The organism is Streptomyces cavernae, assembly GCF_004023625.1.
GTDB classification, from domain to species: Bacteria; Actinomycetota; Actinomycetes; order Streptomycetales; family Streptomycetaceae; genus Streptomyces; species Streptomyces cavernae.
The window spans coordinates 270,924-288,796 of record NZ_RPDJ01000002.1; the positions used below are offsets into that span (position 1 = coordinate 270,924).

Genomic DNA, 17,873 nt, shown 5'->3' on the forward strand with positions numbered 1-17,873 from the left:
TCCGAGCGGGACGGTCAGACCGCCCGCACCTCGAGCGGGACGGTCAGACTGCCCGCACCTCGTACACCGCCACCGACACCGCCGGATCATCCAGGCACTGCCCCGACTCCAGGTCGAAGCGCTGCTTGAGCAGGGGGGAGGCGACGAACGGGCGGCCCTGGTGGTTGCCCGTCAGGCCGCGGGAGAGGACCGCCGCGCCGCAGAACGGGTCGCGGTTGTCGATGCCGTACGTCCGGCCGGCGCGGTCGCGGAACAGCGCGATCTGGCGGCCGTCGGGCAGCAGGGCCGCCACTCCGCGGCCGGCGGGCAGCCGGTCGAGGTCACAGACCGTCACCCAGTCGTGGCCCACGTTGACTTGGACCTTCAGCGTCGTGGTCTCGGGAGCGAGAGTCATCGCGTGGCGCTTCCTTCCAGGGCTTCCATGGGCCGCATGCCGATGGTCAGCAGCGGCAGGTCCGGCTTGATCTGCTCGCGTTCGGGGACGAAGCCGACGACCGGGTCGGGGGTGTCCGGCGCGTTGATGAAGGAGACGAACCGGGCCAGCTTCTCCGGGTCGTTGATGGTCTCCGCCCACTCGTCGCGGTAGTGCGAGACGTGCGCCGCCATCAGCGACTCCAGCTCCTCGCAGATGCCGAGGGAGTCGTTGACGACCACGTCACGGATGTGGTCCAGGCCGCCCGGGATCCGCTCCAGCCACACCGAGGTGCGCTCCAGACGGTCCGCCGTACGGATGTAGAACATCAGGAAGCGGTCGATCAGCCGGATCAGTTCGGCGTCCGAGAGGTCCTGGGCGAGCAGGTCGGCGTGGCGCGGGGTCGCGCCGCCGTTGCCGCCGACGTAGAGGTTCCAGCCGTTCGACGTGGCGATCACGCCAAAGTCCTTCGACTGGGCCTCGGCGCACTCACGGGCGCAGCCCGACACCGCCGACTTCAGCTTGTGCGGGGACCTGAGCCCCCGGTAGCGCAGCTCCAGGTCGATCGCCATCCGGACGGAGTCCTGGACGCCGTAACGGCACCAGGTCTGCCCCACGCAGGACTTCACCGTGCGCAGCGACTTCCCGTACGCGTGGCCCGACTCGAAGCCGGCGTCCACCAGCCGAGCCCAGATGAGGGGGAGTTGCTCGACCCGCGCGCCGAACATGTCGATGCGCTGGCCGCCCGTGATCTTGGTGTAGAGGCCGAAGTCGCGGGCGATCTCGCCGATCACGATCAGCCCCTCCGGGGTGATCTCACCGCCGGGGATGCGCGGGACGACCGAGTAGGAGCCGTTCTTCTGGAGGTTGGCGAGGAAGTGGTCGTTGGTGTCCTGCAGGGACGCCTGCTCACCGTCCAGGACGTAGCCGCTGGCGCCGATCGTCGGGGCCAGCGAGGCGATGATCGAGGCCACCGCCGGCTTGCAGGTCTCGCAGCCGTCGCCGCCGCGGGCACCCTCGCGTCCGTAGCGGTCCAGCAGGTCCTGGTAGGAGTTGATGCGCAGGGCGAGGACGATCTCGTAGAGCTCCTCGCGGGTCTGCGAGAAGCAGCCGCACAGGCCCTTGTCGACCTCGACGCCGCTGGCCTCCAGCTCCGCGTTGATGAGCTGGCCGAGGACCTTGACGCAACTGCCGCACGTGGTGCCGGCCTTGGTGCACTTCTTCACCTCGGGCACGGTGGTGCACTTGTGCTCGGTGACCGCGCCGCGGATCGTGCCCTTGGTGACGTTGTTGCAGGAGCAGATGATCGCCTCGTCCGGCAGCGCGGTCGGGCCGAGCTGGGCGGACTCCCCGGCGCCGGCGGGCAGCACCAGCGACTCGGGGGAGACCGGCGGGACCGAACCGGTGAAGGCCTTCAGCGTGCCGTACGCCTCCGCGTCGCCGACCAGGATGCCGCCGAGAAGCGTGCCGTCCCGGCCGATGACCAGCTTCTTGTACAGGCCCGAACGGGAGTCCGAGTAGACGACGTCGAGGCAGTCGTCGGCCGTGCCGTGCGCGTCACCGAAAGACGCCACGTCCACGCCGAGCAGCTTCAACTTGGTGGACAGGTCGGCGCCGGTGAACTCCAGTTGCTCGGCATCGTCCGCGGCGATCGTCGCCGCCGCGGTCTCGGCCATCTCGTAACCGGGCGCGACCAGCCCGTACACCCGGCCGTCCGATGCCAGCGCGCACTCGCCGATGGCGAACACGTGCGGGTCGGAGACCGTACGGCACTGCTCGTCGACGGTGATGCCGCCGCGCTCGCCGACCGTCAGACCGCAGTCGCGGGCGAGCTGGTCGCGGGGGCGGACACCGGCCGAGAAGACGACCATGTCGGTGGCGAGTTCGGAGCCGTCGGACAGCTTCATGCCGGTGACCGAGCCGTTCTCGCCGACCAGGATCTCCTGCGTGCCCACGCCGGTGTGGACGCTCAGTCCCATCTCCTCGATGGTGCGCAGCAGGGCCGCACCGCCGCCCTCGTCGACCTGGACGGGCATCAGGCGCGGCGCGAACTCCACGATGTGGCTGGTGAGTCCGAGGCCCTTCAGGGCACCCGCGGCCTCCAGGCCGAGCAGACCGCCGCCGACCACCGCACCGGTCGTCGCCTTCGACTTCGCGTACTCCTCGATCGCGAGGAGGTCCTCGATCGTGCGGTAGACGAAGCAGCCCTCGGCGTCCTTGTTGGGGACCGGCGGCACGAACGGGTAGGAGCCGGTGGCCAGCACGAGGACGTCGTAGTCGACGACCAGCCCGGACCGGGCGGTCACCTTGCGGGACTCGCGGTCGATGCTCTCCGCCGGGTCACCGACGTACAGCTCGATGCCGTGGTCCCGGATGAAGTCCAGGTCGGTCATGGAGAGATCCTCGGGCGTCTTCCCCGAGAAGTACGAGGTGAGCTGGACCCGGTCGTACGCCGGACGCGGCTCCTCGCACAGCACCACCACGCGGTGCGTGGCGGTCAGGCCGCGCTCGGCGAGCGCTTCGAGGAAGCGCTGGCCGACCATGCCGTGGCCGACGAGCACGATCGTGGGGGTGGCCCCCAGGGTGGCGGACATCAGGAGCCTCCATCGTTGGTGAGCAGGTGGAGCAGGGGGGCGCCGTTCGCGGGGAGCGGCTCTGCTCCCTCCCAGGCGCGGGCGAGCGCGCCGACGGTGCCGAGTTCGCCGACCAGCACTCCGCCGACCAGCCGGTCGTCGCGGACGACGACCTTGCGGTAGGTGCCCCGGGTGGCGTCGGCGAGCTGGATGACGTCGTCGCCGGGAAGGGGTTCCGGTTCACCGAAGGCGGCCAGGTCGAGGAAGTCCTGCCCACCCAGGGTGAGCCGGGTCAGGGCACGGGTGCCGGTGTAGCGGGCGGCGGCGTTGCCGGCGATCAACTCGGCCAGGGTGTCGGCCTGTTCCAGTGCGGGGGTGGCGAGCCCGTAGACCTGGCCCGCGTGCTGGGCGCAGTCGCCGATGGCGTGGATGTGCGGGTCGGAGGTGCGCAGTTCGTCGTCGACGAGCACTCCCTTGTGCACGGCGAGCCCCGCCTCCCGGGCGAGCCCCACGCGCGGGTGCACCCCGCAGGCGAGGACGACCAGGTCGGCGTCGAGCGCGTACCCGTCGGCCATCTCGACCGACCGCACGGCCCCCTCGACACAGCGCACACCGCGGACCCGGGTCTCGGTGTGCACCTCGACGCCGAGGTCGGTGAGGTGCCGCCGTACCAACCGCGAAGCGCTCGGGTCGAGCTGGCGCTCCATCAGGCGCTCGCCCTGCTGGGCGAGCATCACCTGGGCGCCGCGCTGGGCGAGCGCACGGGCCGCGGAGACCCCGAGGAGCCCGCCGCCGATGACGACGGCACGGGAGTCCGGACGAACGGCCTTCGACAGACCGAGGCAGTCGTCCATCGTGCGGAACGCGTGCACGCCCTCCGGGAGTTCCTGACGGTCCTGCGCGAACAGACCACGCAGCGGCGGCAGTACAGGGTTGGAACCGGTGGCGAGGACGAGCGTGTCGTATGCGATCACGGAGCCGTCGGCGCACCGCAGCTCGCGGCGTGCGCGGTCGATACCGGTGACCCGGGCGCGCGTCACGCGCGCGGGCGCGGAGAGAGCGGGCAGCGCGATCACGTCCGGGGCGTAGCGACCCGCGAGGACATCGGCGAGCAGGACCCGGTTGTACGGGGCGTGCTCCTCGTCACCGACGAGCAGCGCGTCCACGCCGAGCTCGCCGAGCCGCCGGGCGATCCGTACGCCCGCGAGCCCGGCGCCGATCACCACCACACGCGTATTCGAGGCCATGACAGGAGCGTGCGGTGCCGGTGTTACCCGACCGCATCACGACTGTTTCCCGGGAGGAACGCTGCGCTCAGCGCGGGCCGGGAGCGGCTGTGAGGGTTTCGGGGGCCCGGGAGACAGGGCCGTGAGGCGGTGTCCGGCCGCCCTCCGGCGCTGGTGGGGGACGTGACGTACGGGCAGTGGATCGCGTGGGCCGTCAGGCGTGGCTGCCGGTCAGGTGCGCGAACACCACCACGTTCCCCTGGTAACCGGTCTTCTCCGAGTAGCCGCCCCCGCAGGTGATCACCCGCAGTTCGGGCCCGGCAGCGGTACCGTACACCAGCTCGTCCGGGAAGTTCCGGGCATCGTAGACCTCCACCGCGTCCACTGTGAACACCGCGGTGGACCCGTCGCGCCGCTCGACCTCGATCGTGCTGCCCCTCTTCAGCGCCCCCAGGGCGTAGAAGACGGCGGGCCCGTCGGCGTTGTCCACGTGACCGGCGACGATCGCCGTGCCCCGCTCGCCGGGCGTGGTGCCGGCCTCGTACCACCCCGCGAGATTCCTCTGCTCGGGGGGCGGGACGTCGAGGCTGCCCCGAGCGGTGAGGCCGAGGCCCGTGAGGGGCGCGTCGACGCGTATCGAGGGTATGCGGATGCGGTCGGGCGGCGAGGGAGGGAGCGCGGCGGCGGCGTGCGGAGCGGGCGCCCGGTCGGAGGAGCCCCGCACGGACTGGGCGGCCGAGGGCTGCGGCGGGGCGTGCGTACCGCCGGCGTCGCGCAGCAGCCAGGCGCCGGAACACAGGGCGACCACGGTGACCCCCGCTATGGCCGTGTTGAGCGTGCCGACCGAGTTTCCGAACCTCCTCACGGGAACCCTCCTGAACTCGTGACCTGACTTGATTGACCTGGGGTCGCCTGACCTGGCCTGGCCTGAATCTGGCCTGACTTGAACTGACGCGAGCTGAACCGGCGAGAAGCGGCGGTGGCGCTCCCCTCCGGGCCGCGAGGGGCGTCGGACCCGGAGGGGAGGGGGAAGGCGGTACCGGCGGACGGACCGCGGAGGGTGTCCGTCAGATCCCGTCGCCTCTCGCCCGGCGATGCAGGAGCCAGGTACCGCCCGCGGCGGCGACGGCCAGGGCCGCCACACCCGCCGCGGTCTGCACGGGGTCACGGTCACGGCCGAAGGCGCCGCCGACCCCGGTGTTCACATGCCCGTGCGGGTGCACCCGCTCCTCGCCGGTGAGCGCCGGCCCCTCCTCGCCGGCGAGGGCGACCCGCAGATCACCGGTCACCTGTGGACCGCCCTCGCAGCTGGCGACGATCTGGTAGGTCTCGGGCTGAGCGCTCGGCGGCACCCGGAACCGCCCCGTGGCGATCTTCGCGTCGGGACCGCCGGTACCACCGGGGCCCCGCGCGAGCGCGAAGGTGCCGGCGCCGACCGCGCTGGCGTCACCGGCCGCGGTACCGGTCTCACCGCAGGCGGTGGTGCGGACGGTGACCTCGGAACCGGGAGCCACCGTCGAAGGGCGGATCTCCAGCTCCATGACCCCGACGTCGTCGGCGTACGCGACGGGCACGCCGAGCGCGCCGACCAGGCCCGCGGCGAGGGCGGCGAGGGCGGAACCCCTCAAGCGACGAGCTGTGCGCATCGGGCGTGCACCTCCGCAGGGCACGGCCAGCGACACCCCCATGTGCCGCTGCCTCGGTCGCGCCCGTGCCCTTCCGAGGTAAGGGGCAATTGCCGCGGACCGCCTCTTGATGTCCTGTCAGAAACCCCGTTCACAGGTAGCCCGTGATGAGTTTCCGCAGGTCAGTCGAGGTGGTCGGGGACCTGGGTGCGGTACCTCCGGCCGGGTGGTGCGGGTGGCTGAACCGGGTGCCGCGGGTGGCGGGCCGGTCCGCCACCCGCGGGGCGGGCGCCGACTTGACCTCAAGCTCACTTGAGGAATGAGGCTGGATCGCATGACTTCGACTTCGAGCACCGCGACCGCGAGTACGGCGACCACGAGCGCATCGACGACGAGCGCATCGACCACCAGCACTCCGGCGGAGAACTCTTCGGCCGAGAAGCCTTCGGCCGAGAAGCCTTCGGTCCAGAAGCCTTCGGCCGAGAACCCTTCCGTCCTGCGTCTGGCCGTGATCATCGGCAGCAACCGTGAGGGCCGCTTCGGCCCGGTGATCGCCGCCTGGCTGCTGGACCGGATCCGCGAGCGAGCGGACCTCATGGCCGAGATCGTCGATGTGGCGGACGCCCAGCTGCCCACGACGTTCGCACGCCCACCGCAGGCCGGCCCGCACGAGGTGGCGCGCACACTGGAGGCGGCCGACGCGTTCGTCGTCCTGACCCCCGAGTACAACCACTCCTTCCCGGCCGCCCTGAAGAACCTCATCGACTGGCACTACACGGAGTGGCGCGCCAAACCCGTCGCCTTCGTCTCCTACGGCGGTGTCTCCGGCGGCCTCCGCGCGACCGAACACCTCCGCCAGGTCTTCGCCGAACTCCACGCGACGACGATCCGCGACACCGTCTCCTTCCACAACGCGGGAGCGTCCTTCGACGACGAGGGCCGCCACCGCGAACCGGCCGGGGTCAACGCGGCGGCGAAGGTGATGCTGGACCAGCTGGTGTGGTGGGGCGAGGCCCTGCGGGAGGCGAGGGCGGCTCGGCCGTACGCCGGATGACGGGCGCCGGTGCCGCACTACAGCCCGCGCACCGCCTCGTCGACTGAGCCCGTCGCCCCCCGTCTCCCGCATCACGCCGAGGCCGCCCCGTCTCCCCATAGTGACGACACGGCCGCCCCGTCTCCCCGCTACGACGACACGGCCGCTCCGTCCCTTGGACCGGGCGGCCGCGCTGCGGCGGAGGCGCGGGTCAGCCCACCGACACCGCGTCCCAGGCCGCCCCGACGGTCCGGTACTCCGTGCTCCCCGCCCCGTACAGGTCCCGTGCCGCGTTCAGCGTCGCCGTGCGCGCGCCCGCGTAGTTCGTCGAGGACGTCATGTAGACCGTCAGGGCGCGGTACCAGATCTTGCCGAGCTTGGCGCGCCCGATGCCCGTGACCGTGGAGCCGTCGCAGGTGGGGGAGTCGTAGGAGACGCCGTTGATCGTCTTGCTGCCGCTGCCCTCCGCCAGCAGATACGCGAAGTGGTTCGCCACCCCGGACGAGTAGTGCACGTCGAGGTTCTTCACCGAACTGCTCCAGCAGTCCGCGGAGTTGCCGTCCTTCGACGGACGGTCCATGTGGCGCAGGGCCGACTTGCCGAAGCCGGGGCGGACGATCTTCTCGCCGATCAGATAGTCACCGGCGTCCAAGGCGTTGTTCGTGTGGAACTCCACCAGCGTGCCGAATACGTCGGACGTCGCCTCGTTCAGGCCTCCCGACTCGCCCGAGTATGTCAGTGCCGCCGTCTTCGACGTCACACCGTGCGACATCTCGTGACCCGCCACGTCCAGCGACACCAGCGGGCCGAACGTCTTGCCGTCGCCGTCCCCGTACGTCATGCAGAAGCAACTGTCGTCCCAGAAGGCGTTGTTGTAGTTGTTGCCGTAGTGCACGCGGTTGTACGAGCCCTTGCCGTCGTCCCCGATGCCGTCGCGGCCGTGGACTTCCTTGTAGTAGTCCCAGGTCCTGTCGGTGCCGTACTGCGCGTCCACCGCGGCCGACGAGCGGTCCGTCGTCGTTCCCGTGCCCCAGTGGTTGTCGGCGTCCTCGAAGACGGTGGACGGGGCGCGGCTCACGCAGACCCCGAGGATGCAGGTGTCGGTCTTGTTCGCCGCGTCGCCCGTGTACGTGTTCCCGCGCGTGGGGTCCTTCAGCCGGTACGCGGAGCCCGACCGTGTCGTCTCCAGCGGAACCGTGCCGCCGTAGAGCGACCTGCCGTCCCCGCTCGCCGTCTCGATGCTGTCCCACGCGTCGATCTGCCGGCCGGTCCGGGCGTCCGTCAGCACCGTCCGGGCCACCGGGTTGCCGAGGGAGTCCTGACCGACGGCGTTGGTGCGCCAGGCCAGTTTCGGCGCGCCGTGCAGGGCGTCCACCACGAGTTCGGGCTTGGCAGTCACCCGCCGCAGCAACGAGCCGACGTTGACCGCGCGCAGGGCGGCAGCCGCCAGATCGGCGGCCTTGGGGGCGGTGATCGACGGTTTCACCGAGGCAACGGTGACGTCGCCGCGCACAGCCCGGTCCGTGCCGCGGTGCTCCCCGCCCGGCTTCAGATGGACCACGAAGTCGCCGCCCAGCACCGGGAGCTGACGGTACGTCCGGTCGTAGCGCACATGCCGGGCGCCGTCGCCGTCCACGATCACGTCGCGCACGACATCCACGGTGTCTGCGGTGTCTGTGGCGGCGGCGTCGGCGGTGTCTGCGGCGCCGGTGCCGTCCGCCGCGTTCACCTGCGGTGCGAGCGCAGTGGCCAGCAGTACGCCCGCGGCGGTAACGGCACCAGCGCGGGCGAGGTGTGGACGGGCATGCCGTATTCGGCTCATCGGTCTCCTCGGAACGGCACGCGAGTCGCGTGAAGGTGGGGGATGGGGGAGGGTGTGCGGCGGGGGAGGGGGGTGGCGGGCGTGGGGGGAATGCGGGGCGGCCGGAGGTGCGGCGCGCGGCCTCGCCCGATTCAAGGGACCCCGGGTCTGGCATGTCCATAGCGCATGACCGGTTTGCGGGGCGGGAGGGAGAATCGTTGCTGCACCTCCGCGACCTGCGTGCACGACCTGTGCGAAACCTCCTCGAAGGAGCCGGATCATGACCGAGGCCCCCTGGCTGACCGTCCTCACCACCACCGACGCCGAGGAGAAGGCCGCGCGGCTGGCGCGGGGAGCGATCGAGGCGCGGGTCGCGGCCTGTGCGCAGATCGCCGGACCGGTCACCTCGGTCTACCGGTGGCAGGGCACGGTGGAGACGGCCAAGGAGTGGCAGGTGCTCTTCAAGACCACCGGCGCGCGTTACGAGGCCCTCGAGGCGTATCTGCACGAGCAGCACGACTACGAGACCCCGGAGATCATCGCGACCCCGGTGGTGCGGGGGAGCGCGGACTACCTGCGGTGGATCGAGGCGGAGACGGCGGGAGGGGCCGGAACGGCGGAAGAGACCGGGACGGTGGGAGAGGGGATCTCCGGGTGACCAACAGCCTGCCGTTCTTCGTGTACGGGACCCTGCGGCCCGGAGAGCACAACCACGACCTGTTCCTGCTCGGCCGCACCGAGTCCGAGGTGGCCGCGCGGCTTCCCGGCGCGGTGCTCTACGACGGCCCCGGTTACCCGTACGCCGTGGACGAGCCCGGCGGACTGGTCCACGGTGAGGTGATCACCGCCCGTCCCCAGGAGTACGGGTGGCTGCTCGCCGCGCTGGACCGGCTGGAGGACTACGCGCCGGGCGACCCGGCCAACCTGTACGAACGAGTGGCCAGGAAGGTGACCTGTGCGGACGGGACGGTCGTACAGGCCTGGGTGTACATGGCCGCCCCCGTGGTGGCGGCCCGGTCCCGGGCCCGGGGGAAGCTGATCGAGGGCGGCGACTGGCGCGCCCGGCGATGACACCCGGGCCCCTCCGGACCGTGCGATGACACCCGGCCCCCTCTGGACCGTGCGATGACACCCGGCCCCCTCTGGACCGTGCGATGACACCCGGCCCCCTCTGGACCGTGCGATGACACCCGGCCCCCTCTGGACCGTGCGATGACACCCGGCCCCACCCCTCCGGACCGTGCGATGACACCCGGCCCCCTCCGGACGGGTCCGGAACGGCCCGGTGCGATCAACCGCGTGTCAGGGCTGGCTGACGGTTTCCAGCCGGACCGCGCACACCTTGAACTCCGGCATGCGGGAGGTCGGGTCGAGGGCCGGGTTGGTCAGCGTGTTGGCGCGGCCCTCGCCGGGCCAGTGGAACGGCATGAACACGGTGTCGGGCCGGATCCCGGTGCTGATCCGCGCGGGCGCCACGGCCCGCCCGCGCCGCGACACCACGGCGACGGCGTCCCCGTCGGCCGCCCCGAGCCGCTCGGCCAGCCGCGGGTGCATCTCGACGAAGGGCCCCGGCGCGGCGGCGTTCAGTTCGTCGACACGCCGGGTCTGCGCCCCGGACTGGTACTGCGCGACGACCCGTCCGGTGGTCAGCAGCACCGGGTACTCGGCGTCCGGCTCCTCGTCCGCGTCCCGGTACGACACTGCGACGAACCGGGCCCTCCCGTCATCGGTGGCGAACCGGTCGAGGAAGAGCCGGGGGGACCCGGGGTGGACGCCCTGCGGGGTCTGCGAGGCGTGCGGGACCCGGGCCTCCGGCTCATCCAGAGCCTTCGAGTCACCCATCGCCTCCGGGGCATCCATCGCCTCCGGGGCATCCGTCGCCTCCGCGGCATCCGGGCCCTTCGGGTCCGGTGAAGCGGCGACCAAGGGGAGCGGTACCGGATCCCCCGGACAGGGCCAGAACACCCCGTTCTCCTCCGCCAGCCTCCGGTAGGTGATGCCCGAGTAGTCCGCGGGACCGCCGGCGCTCGCGCGGCGGAGTTCCTCGAAGACCTCCTCAGGGTCCGTCGGGAAGCCCTTCTCCACGCCCAGCCGGTCGGCCAGCTCGTGCATGACGTGCAGATCACTGCGCACGCCCTCCGGCGGGGTGATCGCCTGCCGCCGCAGCAGGACCCGCCCCTCGAGGTTGGTCGTGGTGCCCGTCTCCTCGGCCCACTGGGTGACCGGCAGCACCACGTCCGCCAGGGCCGCCGTCTCCGACAGCACCACGTCGCACACCGCCAGGAAGTCCAGTGAGCGCAGCCGTTCCTCGACGTGCGCGGCGCGCGGCGCGGACACGACCGGATTGGAGCCCATCAGCAGCAATGTCCGGACATCGCGGCCGAGCGCGTCGAGGAGTTCGTACGCGCTGCGCCCCGGACCCGGCAGCGAGTCCGGGTCGACGCCCCACACCTCGGCCACGTGCCGCCGCGCCTCGGGGTCCGTGAGCTTGCGGTAGCCGGGCAACTGGTCGGCCTTCTGGCCGTGTTCGCGTCCGCCCTGCCCGTTGCCCTGCCCGGTGAGGCAGCCGTAGCCGGACAGCGGGCGCCCCGGGCGGCCGGTCGCCAGGCAGAGGTTGATCCAGGCGCTGACCGTGTCCGTCCCCTTGGCCTGCTGCTCCGGCCCGCGCGCGGTGAGCACCATCGCGTGCTCCGGCTCGCAGAACATCCGCACCGCTTCGCGGAGTTGTGGAACGGACACCCCCGTGATCCGTTCGACGTACTCCGGCCAGTGCGCCATCGCGGCCGCCCTGGCCTCCGCCCAGCCTTCGGTGCGCTCCTCGATGTACGCCTCGTCCGTGCGTCCCTCGGCCACCACCAGGTGCAACAGCCCGAGCGCCAGCGCCAGATCGGTGCCGGGGCGGGGCGCGAGATGCAGGTCCGCCTGCTCCGCGGTACGCGTACGGCGCGGGTCGACCACGATCAACCGGCCGCCGTTCTCGCGCAGTTCCGTGAAGTAGCGCAGCGCCGGCGGCATGGTCTCGGCGAGGTTGGACCCGACGAGGATCACACAGCCCGTCTTCGGGATGTCCTCCAGCGGGAACGGCAGCCCGCGGTCGAGGCCGAACGCCTTCATCCCGCCCGCCGCGGCGGACGACATGCAGAAGCGGCCGTTGTAGTCGATCTGGGAGGTGCCCAGCACGATCCGCGCGAACTTGCCGAGCGCGTACGCCTTCTCGTTGGTCAGACCGCCCCCGCCGAACACCCCGCACGCGTCCGGCCCGTGCTCCGCGCGCGCCGCCGACAGCGCTCCCGCGATCCGGTCGAGCGCCTCGTCCCAGCTCGCCGGGACCAGCTCACCGGCCGCGGAGCGGACCAGTGGGGAGGTCAGGCGGACGCTCGGCGAGAGGAGCGCGGGCGCCGTTCGGCCCTTGCCGCACAGCGCGCCCCGGTTCACGGGGAAGTCCGCGCGCTCCACGACGTCCACCCCGCCGCCGGGCGCGGGTGCGAGGTTCATCCCGCACTGCAGGGCGCAGTACGGGCAGTGCGTGGGCGTGGCGGTGGCATGCATGGATCCAGCGTGCGTCGAACGTGTTACGGGGTGCGACGCACCCGGTTACGTGGCGCGCACGGGGACCTCCCCGCGGGGCCGGGGGGGACGTGAGGTCGCCCGTCCGCACGCGGGGGCACCGCGGATGCCGCGGCCGGGGGCGGCCCCGGCCTGGTCGCGGCAGATCCTTCGACCTCGGGGTGATCGCGCACCAGGTGGCCTGGTACGCACCGCGAGGTGCACGGTGTCTTTCGGCCGGGACGCCAGGGGCTGAATAAGCAGGCACGCAAGGGCGTCCGTGACAGCCGCTTCCGCCCATCCGCGGCCAGTCCTCCGCCACCTGTGCGGCCGGAGCCAACCTCTGACCCTTTGCGATTCCTTTGCAACGTGGTTCGCCCCGCCCTCGTCTCTCCCTCCGGGCTCCCGAGCACCACCACCGCCCCCGTTCGTGATCTCCCGCGCCTGGGCACCCGGGCGCGCTCGCAATCACCTCACTACGGAGAAACCCGCACCGATGCACCCGTTCAGCACACCGGTTCGCCGTACGGCCGGCCCTCGTCGGCGCCGCACGACCGCCGCCCTCGGCTTATGCGCCGCTCTCGTGAGCGTCTGCGCAGGAGTCCCCGCCTCCGCGGCCGAAACCCGCGCGGACCTCATCCCACCCGTCACCGCGCCCGTCGTCACCGCGCCCGTCGTCACCGCGGACCAGGTCATGCCGCATCTCACCGCTCTGCAGCGGATCGCCGACCGCGCCGGGGGCAACCGCGCCCACGGCACCCGTGGCTACCGCGACTCGGTCGCCTATGTGAAGGCCGCGCTGGACAAGGCCGGTTTCCGCACCGCCCTGCACCGCTTCACCCACGACGGCACCACCGGCTACAACCTCATCGCGGACTGGCCCGGCGGCGACCCGGGGCACATCGTGTTCGCCGGGGCGCACCTCGACAGCGAGGAGACCGGACCCGGCATCAACGACAACGGCTCCGGCTCCGCCGCCCTCCTCGCCACCGCGCTCCAAGTGTCCAAGTCGGGCCTCAAGCCCAACCGCCATCTGCGGTTCGCCTGGTGGGGCGCCGAGGAGGCCGGGATGGTGGGATCCAGCGCCTATGTGCGGGACCTGTCCGCCACCGAACGCGACCGGATCAACGTCTACCTGAATGTGGACATGGCCGGAACGAAGGGCAACCGTCCCTGGCTCGTCGTCGACGACGACCCCGCGGCGGCCGAGGCGTTCAGGACCTGGTTCGCGGCCCGGAACCTGAGCACGGTCGGGATCGGCATCGGCGGCAGCGACCATGTGTCGTTCGGTGACGCGGGCATCCCGGTGGGCGGCTTCGCGACGGGGATCGACGACTGCACCCACCAGACGTGCGACCGCCTCGAGAACGTGGACCCGGTGACCGAGACCACCAGCACCAACGCGTTCATCAGCACGGTCTGGCAGCTCGTCGCGCGCCGCTGACCCCTGCCGGCCCTGTCCCGGCCCCTCCCCGAACACCCCCGTAAGGCCCCCGAAGGAGCAGACGCATGTCCACCCGCTGGAAACACCGTCGCCGCACCACCATCCTGGCCACGGCCGTGGCCGCCGGTGTCGTGCTCACCGCCCTGCCCGCCTCCGCCGCCCCGGGCGGCCCCGGCGCCGGTGACCCGTACTACCCCGAGGACGGCAACTCCGGCTACGGCGTCAGCGAGTACGACGTGCGCGTGAACTACGACCCGGCACGCCCCCGCCATCTGGAGGGCGACACGACGGTGCGGGCCGTCGCGACGCAGGACCTGGACCGCTTCCACCTCGACCTGGAGGGCTTCCAGGTAACCGCCGTCACCGTGGACGGCACGCCCGCCCGCGCCGTCTCCCGCGAGGGCGCGCACGAGCTCGTCGTCACCCCCGCCCGGCCGCTGCGGAAGAACGCGAGCTTCGCCGTACGCGTCCGCTACTCCGGCGAACCGGTCGGCGAGGGCTGGCACACCCTCGCCGACGGTGGCGCGAACGTGACGGGCGAGCCGCATGCCGCCACCGCTTGGTACCCCGCCAACGACCACCCCTCGGACAAGGCGACCTTCCGGCTCACGGCCACGGTCCCCAACGGCTGGACGGTGGTCGGCAACGGGCGGCCGGGCGCCACCACCAAGGACCGGGGCACGACCACGTTCCGCTGGTACGAGGACCGGCCGATGGCCACGTTCCTCAGCACCATCGCCATCGACAAGTTCACGGTGCGCGCCTCCAAGCTCTCCGACGGCACCCCCGTCATCAACGCCTACAGCCCCGGGTCCCGCATCGACCCCGAGGCGGAGGCCCAACTGCCGGAGGTCATCGACTTCCTGGCCTCGAAGTTCGGCCCGTACCCGTTCTCCTCGGCCGGGGCGATCGTCATCACCGGCGACGACGGCGAGGGGCCGCCCGCCCTGGAGACGCAGAGCCGCCCGACGTACCACGGCGGCTTCTTCGACATCTCCATGGTCCACGAGAACACCCACCAGTGGTTCGGCAACAGCGTCTCCGTCTCCGACTGGCGCAACGGCTGCCTGGCCGAGTGCTTCGCCCAGTACGCCGTTCAGCTGTGGGACGAGGAGAAGAACGGATCCGACCTGGACAACTTCTTCTACCGCGGCATGCTCGAGGAGAGCACGGCCGACCCCGAGTTCTGGACGACGAAGCTCTACGACCCCGGCAAGGGCCGCGAACTGGACGGCGGCCTGTACAGCAAGGGGTCCATGATGCTGCACGCGCTGCGCCGCACGGTCGGCGACGACGCGTTCTTCGGCACACTCAAGCGCTGGCAGCGCGAGCACCGCTATGGCAACGGGTCCTGGCCGCAGTTCGAGGCACTCACCGAGAAGGTCTCAGGCAAGGACCTCACCGGCTTCTTCGACGCCTGGGTGGACGGCACCACCGTTCCGCAGAAGAAGTACCTGTACCCGGGATCCCTCGGGTCACTGGACCCGGCCCCCGGCCAGGCCGGTGCAACGGCGGAAGCACCCACCACGTCTGACGGAGCGTGAGATCAAACATGCTTATGAGGACCTCTCTCCGTCAGGCGGCGACGCTGCTGCTCCTGTCCGCCCTGTTGGCGGTGGGGGCACAGGCGCCCGCCACGCCGCAGGACAGGGGCCGCTCGGTCGCGGTCGCCGAGTACGACCTGGGTGACACGGCGTTCACCGATTCCGAGACCGGAACGGTCAGCGAGGTGCGTGCGAGGGTGCACTATCCGCGGCGGCTGACCGGCCGGCTCCCGCTGATCGTCATGGCACACGGCTCGTGGTGGGCCTGCGACTCCAAGGACGCCGTCGACTGGCCCTGCACCGAGGGCTCACGTCCGTTCCCGAGTTACCGAGGCTACGACTACCTGGGCGCGGCGCTGGCCGCCCGCGGCTTCGTCGTGGTGTCGATCAGCGTGGACGGCATCAACCAAACGTCCTTCGACTACGGCGACCGCGCCCGGCTGGTCAACGAACACCTCCGGCTGTGGCAGCAATTGGCCGCGGGCAAGGGCGGCCCGCTCGCCAGTCACTTCGTCGATCCCTCCGGGCGGCCGGTCGCACCGGACTTCGCCGGCCATGTCGACATGAACCGCGTCGGAACGCTGGGGCACTCCCGTGGCGGCAAGGGCGTGATGTGGCAGGCATCGGACAAGCACCGCGGCGAATGGCCGGCCGGGGTGCGCGTCCGCGCGGTCCTGGGACTGGCTCCGGCCAAGTTCGACGACCCGGAGGGCGACAACAGCGACACACTCATCACCAGGCTGCCGTTCGCGGTGGTCACCAGTTCCTGTGACGGCGCGGTGGGTGAGCAGGGCCAGGAGTACCTGGACGACGTCGTCGGGCTCAACTCCGCGACGGACTATTCGGTTTCGCTGAAGGACGCGAATCACAACTACTACAACACGACCTGGACGCCGCCTTTCCAGTTCGGTGAGGACGACAGCACCTGCCCCGCCCAGGAACTGACCCCCGCCCGGCAGCAGGACGCGCTCACCGCCTACGCGACCGCTTTCTTCCGCTACGAACTCCAGGGAGCCCGGGACGAATTGCCGGTGCTGACCGGCGAACGGCCCCTGCCGGACGTGACCGCTACGACACGGGTGGTCCCGGCCGCCCGGTAGTGCCGTCCGAACCGTCCAGCGACGACCGCCGCCTCAGCCGGCGTCGGCGTTGGGTAGGCCACCGCGGCCCCGAGGACGATCTTTCCCTGTCGTGCTCCTCGGGCAGCCGCCTCCATATTTCCCGGTCAACACTGCCTCTTGGAGGCCCTATTGCCTCGTTCTCAACCTTCTGCGGGATGCGACTCGAACGTGAAATACACACTCAGGCAGTGATGCTCGTTCTCGCCATCAAGGAAGTCCCACGAGACATCCGCAACTCGAATATCGTGCTCGCTGACCCAGGCGTGGGCCTTTGCGAAGGCATGAGCGGCGCTCGCCCCGAGGAAGAGTTTTCTGGCTATCGGGTGCACCCCGGTCTCTTCCTCCGAGTCGTCGAAGCCTTCCGGAACGTCCAGAGAAAATGAGGGGTTCAGCATCGCAGTACCGTCCTTGACGATTGGGGTGGCCGCACGCCCAGGGCAAGCCTCTGAGCGCGGCACTGTGTAGGACGCCGTGCGCAGAGGAAGGTTGCCTCAGGTCAGCCATCGGGCGGCCATCACCCCTGCATGGCCAGGGTGTGCTCGGCTGCTGTGTGCCCAGATGGTGTCGGATGATCGGCAGTCGAAGCTCTCGGGTTACGAGGTCTACCGCTCGGCGGCCACGAGCCCGATCTGACGGGGCAGGCCGGATCTGGCGGGATGGGCCCGGTCGTCCGAGGCCGGCGCGGGCCGGCGCGGGCCGCGCCGGCCTCGGACGACCGGCGAGGGCCGGTCGCGGGCCGGCCCTACCGCCCCGCCGCTTCCAACGCCCGCGCCACCCCCGGCTCCTTGGGGCCCAGGAAGTGGGGGTCCGGCTGGAACAGGGCGTCCAGGGCGGCCTTTCCCGCGGCGAAGAGTTCCCGGGTGCTGCCGTAGTACCAGGTCACGTCGTGCCTGTCGTCGACCCCGAGGCCGTACGACGTCACTCCCGCGGTCTGACACAGGGCCACCGCGCGGCGGATGTGGAAGCCCTGGCTGATGAGAACCGCCCGGTCGACGCCGAAGATCTTGCGGGCGCGGACGCAGGAGTCCCAAGTGTCGAACCCCGCGTAGTCGCTGACGATCCGTTCGTCGGGGACGCCGCGCTCGGTCAGGTAACGGCGCATGGCGTCCGGCTCGTCGTAGTCCACGCGGCTGTTGTCGCCCGTGACCAGGACCACCTCGATGCGGCCCGCACGGTAGAGCTGTGCGGCGGCGTCGAGCCGGTGCGCCAGGTACGGGGAGGGCTCGCCGTCCCACAGACCGGCGCCGAAGACGACCGCGACCTCGGTCGGGGGCACGTCCGACGCCGTACGCAGCCGGTCGTCCGCGGCCGTGTACATCCAGGTCGCGGGGAGCAGCGCGAGGGCGCACAGCAGCATCAGCGCCTGCACGGCCCGCCGCCGGCCGCGGCGGGTACGGGGCAGCCGCGGCCACCGCACGGACGGCACACGCAGGAACGGCACGCGCACCCGCGGCCACCGCGCGGACGGCACACGCAGGGACGGCACACGCAGGGACGGCCGCGCCGGCCGTGGCAGACGCGGTCGCCGGATGCGCATGTTCATGTCCC

Annotated in this window: 15 protein-coding genes; 6 read left to right on the plus strand and 9 right to left on the minus strand. The window is 71.4% G+C overall.

Annotated features, from left to right (window positions below; translation table 11 throughout):
* Window positions 1-43 precede the first annotated feature (43 nt).
* The 5 genes from nirD to EF387_RS13660 all read right to left on the minus strand — a co-directional run bounded on the left by nirD (window position 44) and on the right by EF387_RS13660 (window position 5,857).
* Window positions 44-394 (minus strand): nitrite reductase small subunit NirD, encoded by a 351-nt coding sequence (gene nirD, locus EF387_RS13640; RefSeq protein WP_128376791.1) that lies wholly within the window; start codon window positions 392-394, stop codon window positions 44-46.
* Complete coding sequence (gene nirB, locus EF387_RS13645; protein WP_128376792.1) at window positions 391-3,006, minus strand: nitrite reductase large subunit NirB; 2,616 nt, start codon at window positions 3,004-3,006, stop codon at window positions 391-393. The genes nirD and nirB overlap by 4 nt, the downstream gene beginning before the upstream one ends.
* Complete coding sequence (locus EF387_RS13650) at window positions 3,006-4,232, minus strand: NAD(P)/FAD-dependent oxidoreductase (protein ID WP_128376793.1); 1,227 nt, start codon at window positions 4,230-4,232, stop codon at window positions 3,006-3,008. The genes nirB and EF387_RS13650 overlap by 1 nt, the downstream gene beginning before the upstream one ends.
* Before the next feature lie 193 nt (window positions 4,233-4,425).
* Window positions 4,426-5,076: a class F sortase gene (locus tag EF387_RS13655; RefSeq protein WP_128376794.1), complete on the minus strand. Its 651-nt coding sequence runs from the start codon at window positions 5,074-5,076 to the stop codon at window positions 4,426-4,428.
* A gap of 202 nt (window positions 5,077-5,278) precedes the next feature.
* Window positions 5,279-5,857 (minus strand): hypothetical protein, encoded by a 579-nt coding sequence (locus tag EF387_RS13660; protein ID WP_128376795.1) that lies wholly within the window; start codon window positions 5,855-5,857, stop codon window positions 5,279-5,281.
* A gap of 313 nt (window positions 5,858-6,170) precedes the next feature.
* Here EF387_RS13660 and EF387_RS13665 point away from each other — a divergent pair, with 313 nt between their 5' ends.
* Entirely contained in the window at window positions 6,171-6,890 is a 720-nt protein-coding gene (locus EF387_RS13665; RefSeq protein WP_128376796.1) for an NADPH-dependent FMN reductase, read from the plus strand.
* A 190-nt stretch (window positions 6,891-7,080) separates the two neighbouring features.
* On the opposite strand, the gene EF387_RS13670 is transcribed toward EF387_RS13665, so the two are convergent.
* Window positions 7,081-8,691 (minus strand): M4 family metallopeptidase, encoded by a 1,611-nt coding sequence (locus tag EF387_RS13670; RefSeq protein ID WP_128376797.1) that lies wholly within the window; start codon window positions 8,689-8,691, stop codon window positions 7,081-7,083.
* A gap of 259 nt (window positions 8,692-8,950) precedes the next feature.
* On the opposite strand from EF387_RS13670, the gene cutA reads away from it, so the two are divergent.
* Together cutA and EF387_RS13680 are read left to right on the plus strand one after the other, a co-directional pair.
* Entirely contained in the window at window positions 8,951-9,328 is a 378-nt protein-coding gene (cutA, locus tag EF387_RS13675) for a divalent-cation tolerance protein CutA (protein WP_128376798.1), read from the plus strand.
* Window positions 9,325-9,741, plus strand: coding sequence for a gamma-glutamylcyclotransferase family protein (locus EF387_RS13680; protein ID WP_128376799.1), 417 nt, complete (start codon window positions 9,325-9,327; stop codon window positions 9,739-9,741). Before cutA ends, EF387_RS13680 begins: the two co-directional genes overlap by 4 nt.
* A gap of 231 nt (window positions 9,742-9,972) precedes the next feature.
* Here EF387_RS13680 and EF387_RS13685 read toward each other — a convergent pair whose 3' ends face one another.
* A complete protein-coding gene (locus EF387_RS13685) occupies window positions 9,973-12,219 on the minus strand; it encodes a molybdopterin oxidoreductase family protein (RefSeq protein WP_128376800.1) in 2,247 nt (748 codons plus the stop codon).
* A 580-nt stretch (window positions 12,220-12,799) separates the two neighbouring features.
* On the opposite strand from EF387_RS13685, the gene EF387_RS13690 reads away from it, so the two are divergent.
* From EF387_RS13690 to EF387_RS13700, 3 genes are all read left to right on the plus strand, one after another.
* Window positions 12,800-13,660 (plus strand): M20/M25/M40 family metallo-hydrolase, encoded by an 861-nt coding sequence (locus tag EF387_RS13690; RefSeq protein ID WP_238431498.1) that lies wholly within the window; start codon window positions 12,800-12,802, stop codon window positions 13,658-13,660.
* Between the two features lie 65 nt (window positions 13,661-13,725).
* On the plus strand, window positions 13,726-15,204 hold the full coding sequence (locus tag EF387_RS13695; protein WP_128376802.1) for a M1 family metallopeptidase: 1,479 nt from the start codon (window positions 13,726-13,728) through the stop codon (window positions 15,202-15,204).
* 14 nt (window positions 15,205-15,218) lie between these two features.
* The gene (locus tag EF387_RS13700) at window positions 15,219-16,304 is read left to right on the plus strand and encodes an alpha/beta hydrolase (protein WP_128376803.1); all 1,086 of its coding nucleotides are present in this window, start codon (window positions 15,219-15,221) and stop codon (window positions 16,302-16,304) included.
* 161 nt (window positions 16,305-16,465) lie between these two features.
* Here EF387_RS13700 and EF387_RS13705 read toward each other — a convergent pair whose 3' ends face one another.
* Both EF387_RS13705 and EF387_RS13710 read right to left on the minus strand, forming a co-directional pair.
* A complete protein-coding gene (locus EF387_RS13705; protein ID WP_128376804.1) occupies window positions 16,466-16,720 on the minus strand; it encodes a hypothetical protein in 255 nt (84 codons plus the stop codon).
* 347 nt (window positions 16,721-17,067) lie between these two features.
* Window positions 17,068-17,757: a SanA/YdcF family protein gene (locus EF387_RS13710; protein WP_128376962.1), complete on the minus strand. Its 690-nt coding sequence runs from the start codon at window positions 17,755-17,757 to the stop codon at window positions 17,068-17,070.
* Window positions 17,758-17,873 lie beyond the last annotated feature (116 nt).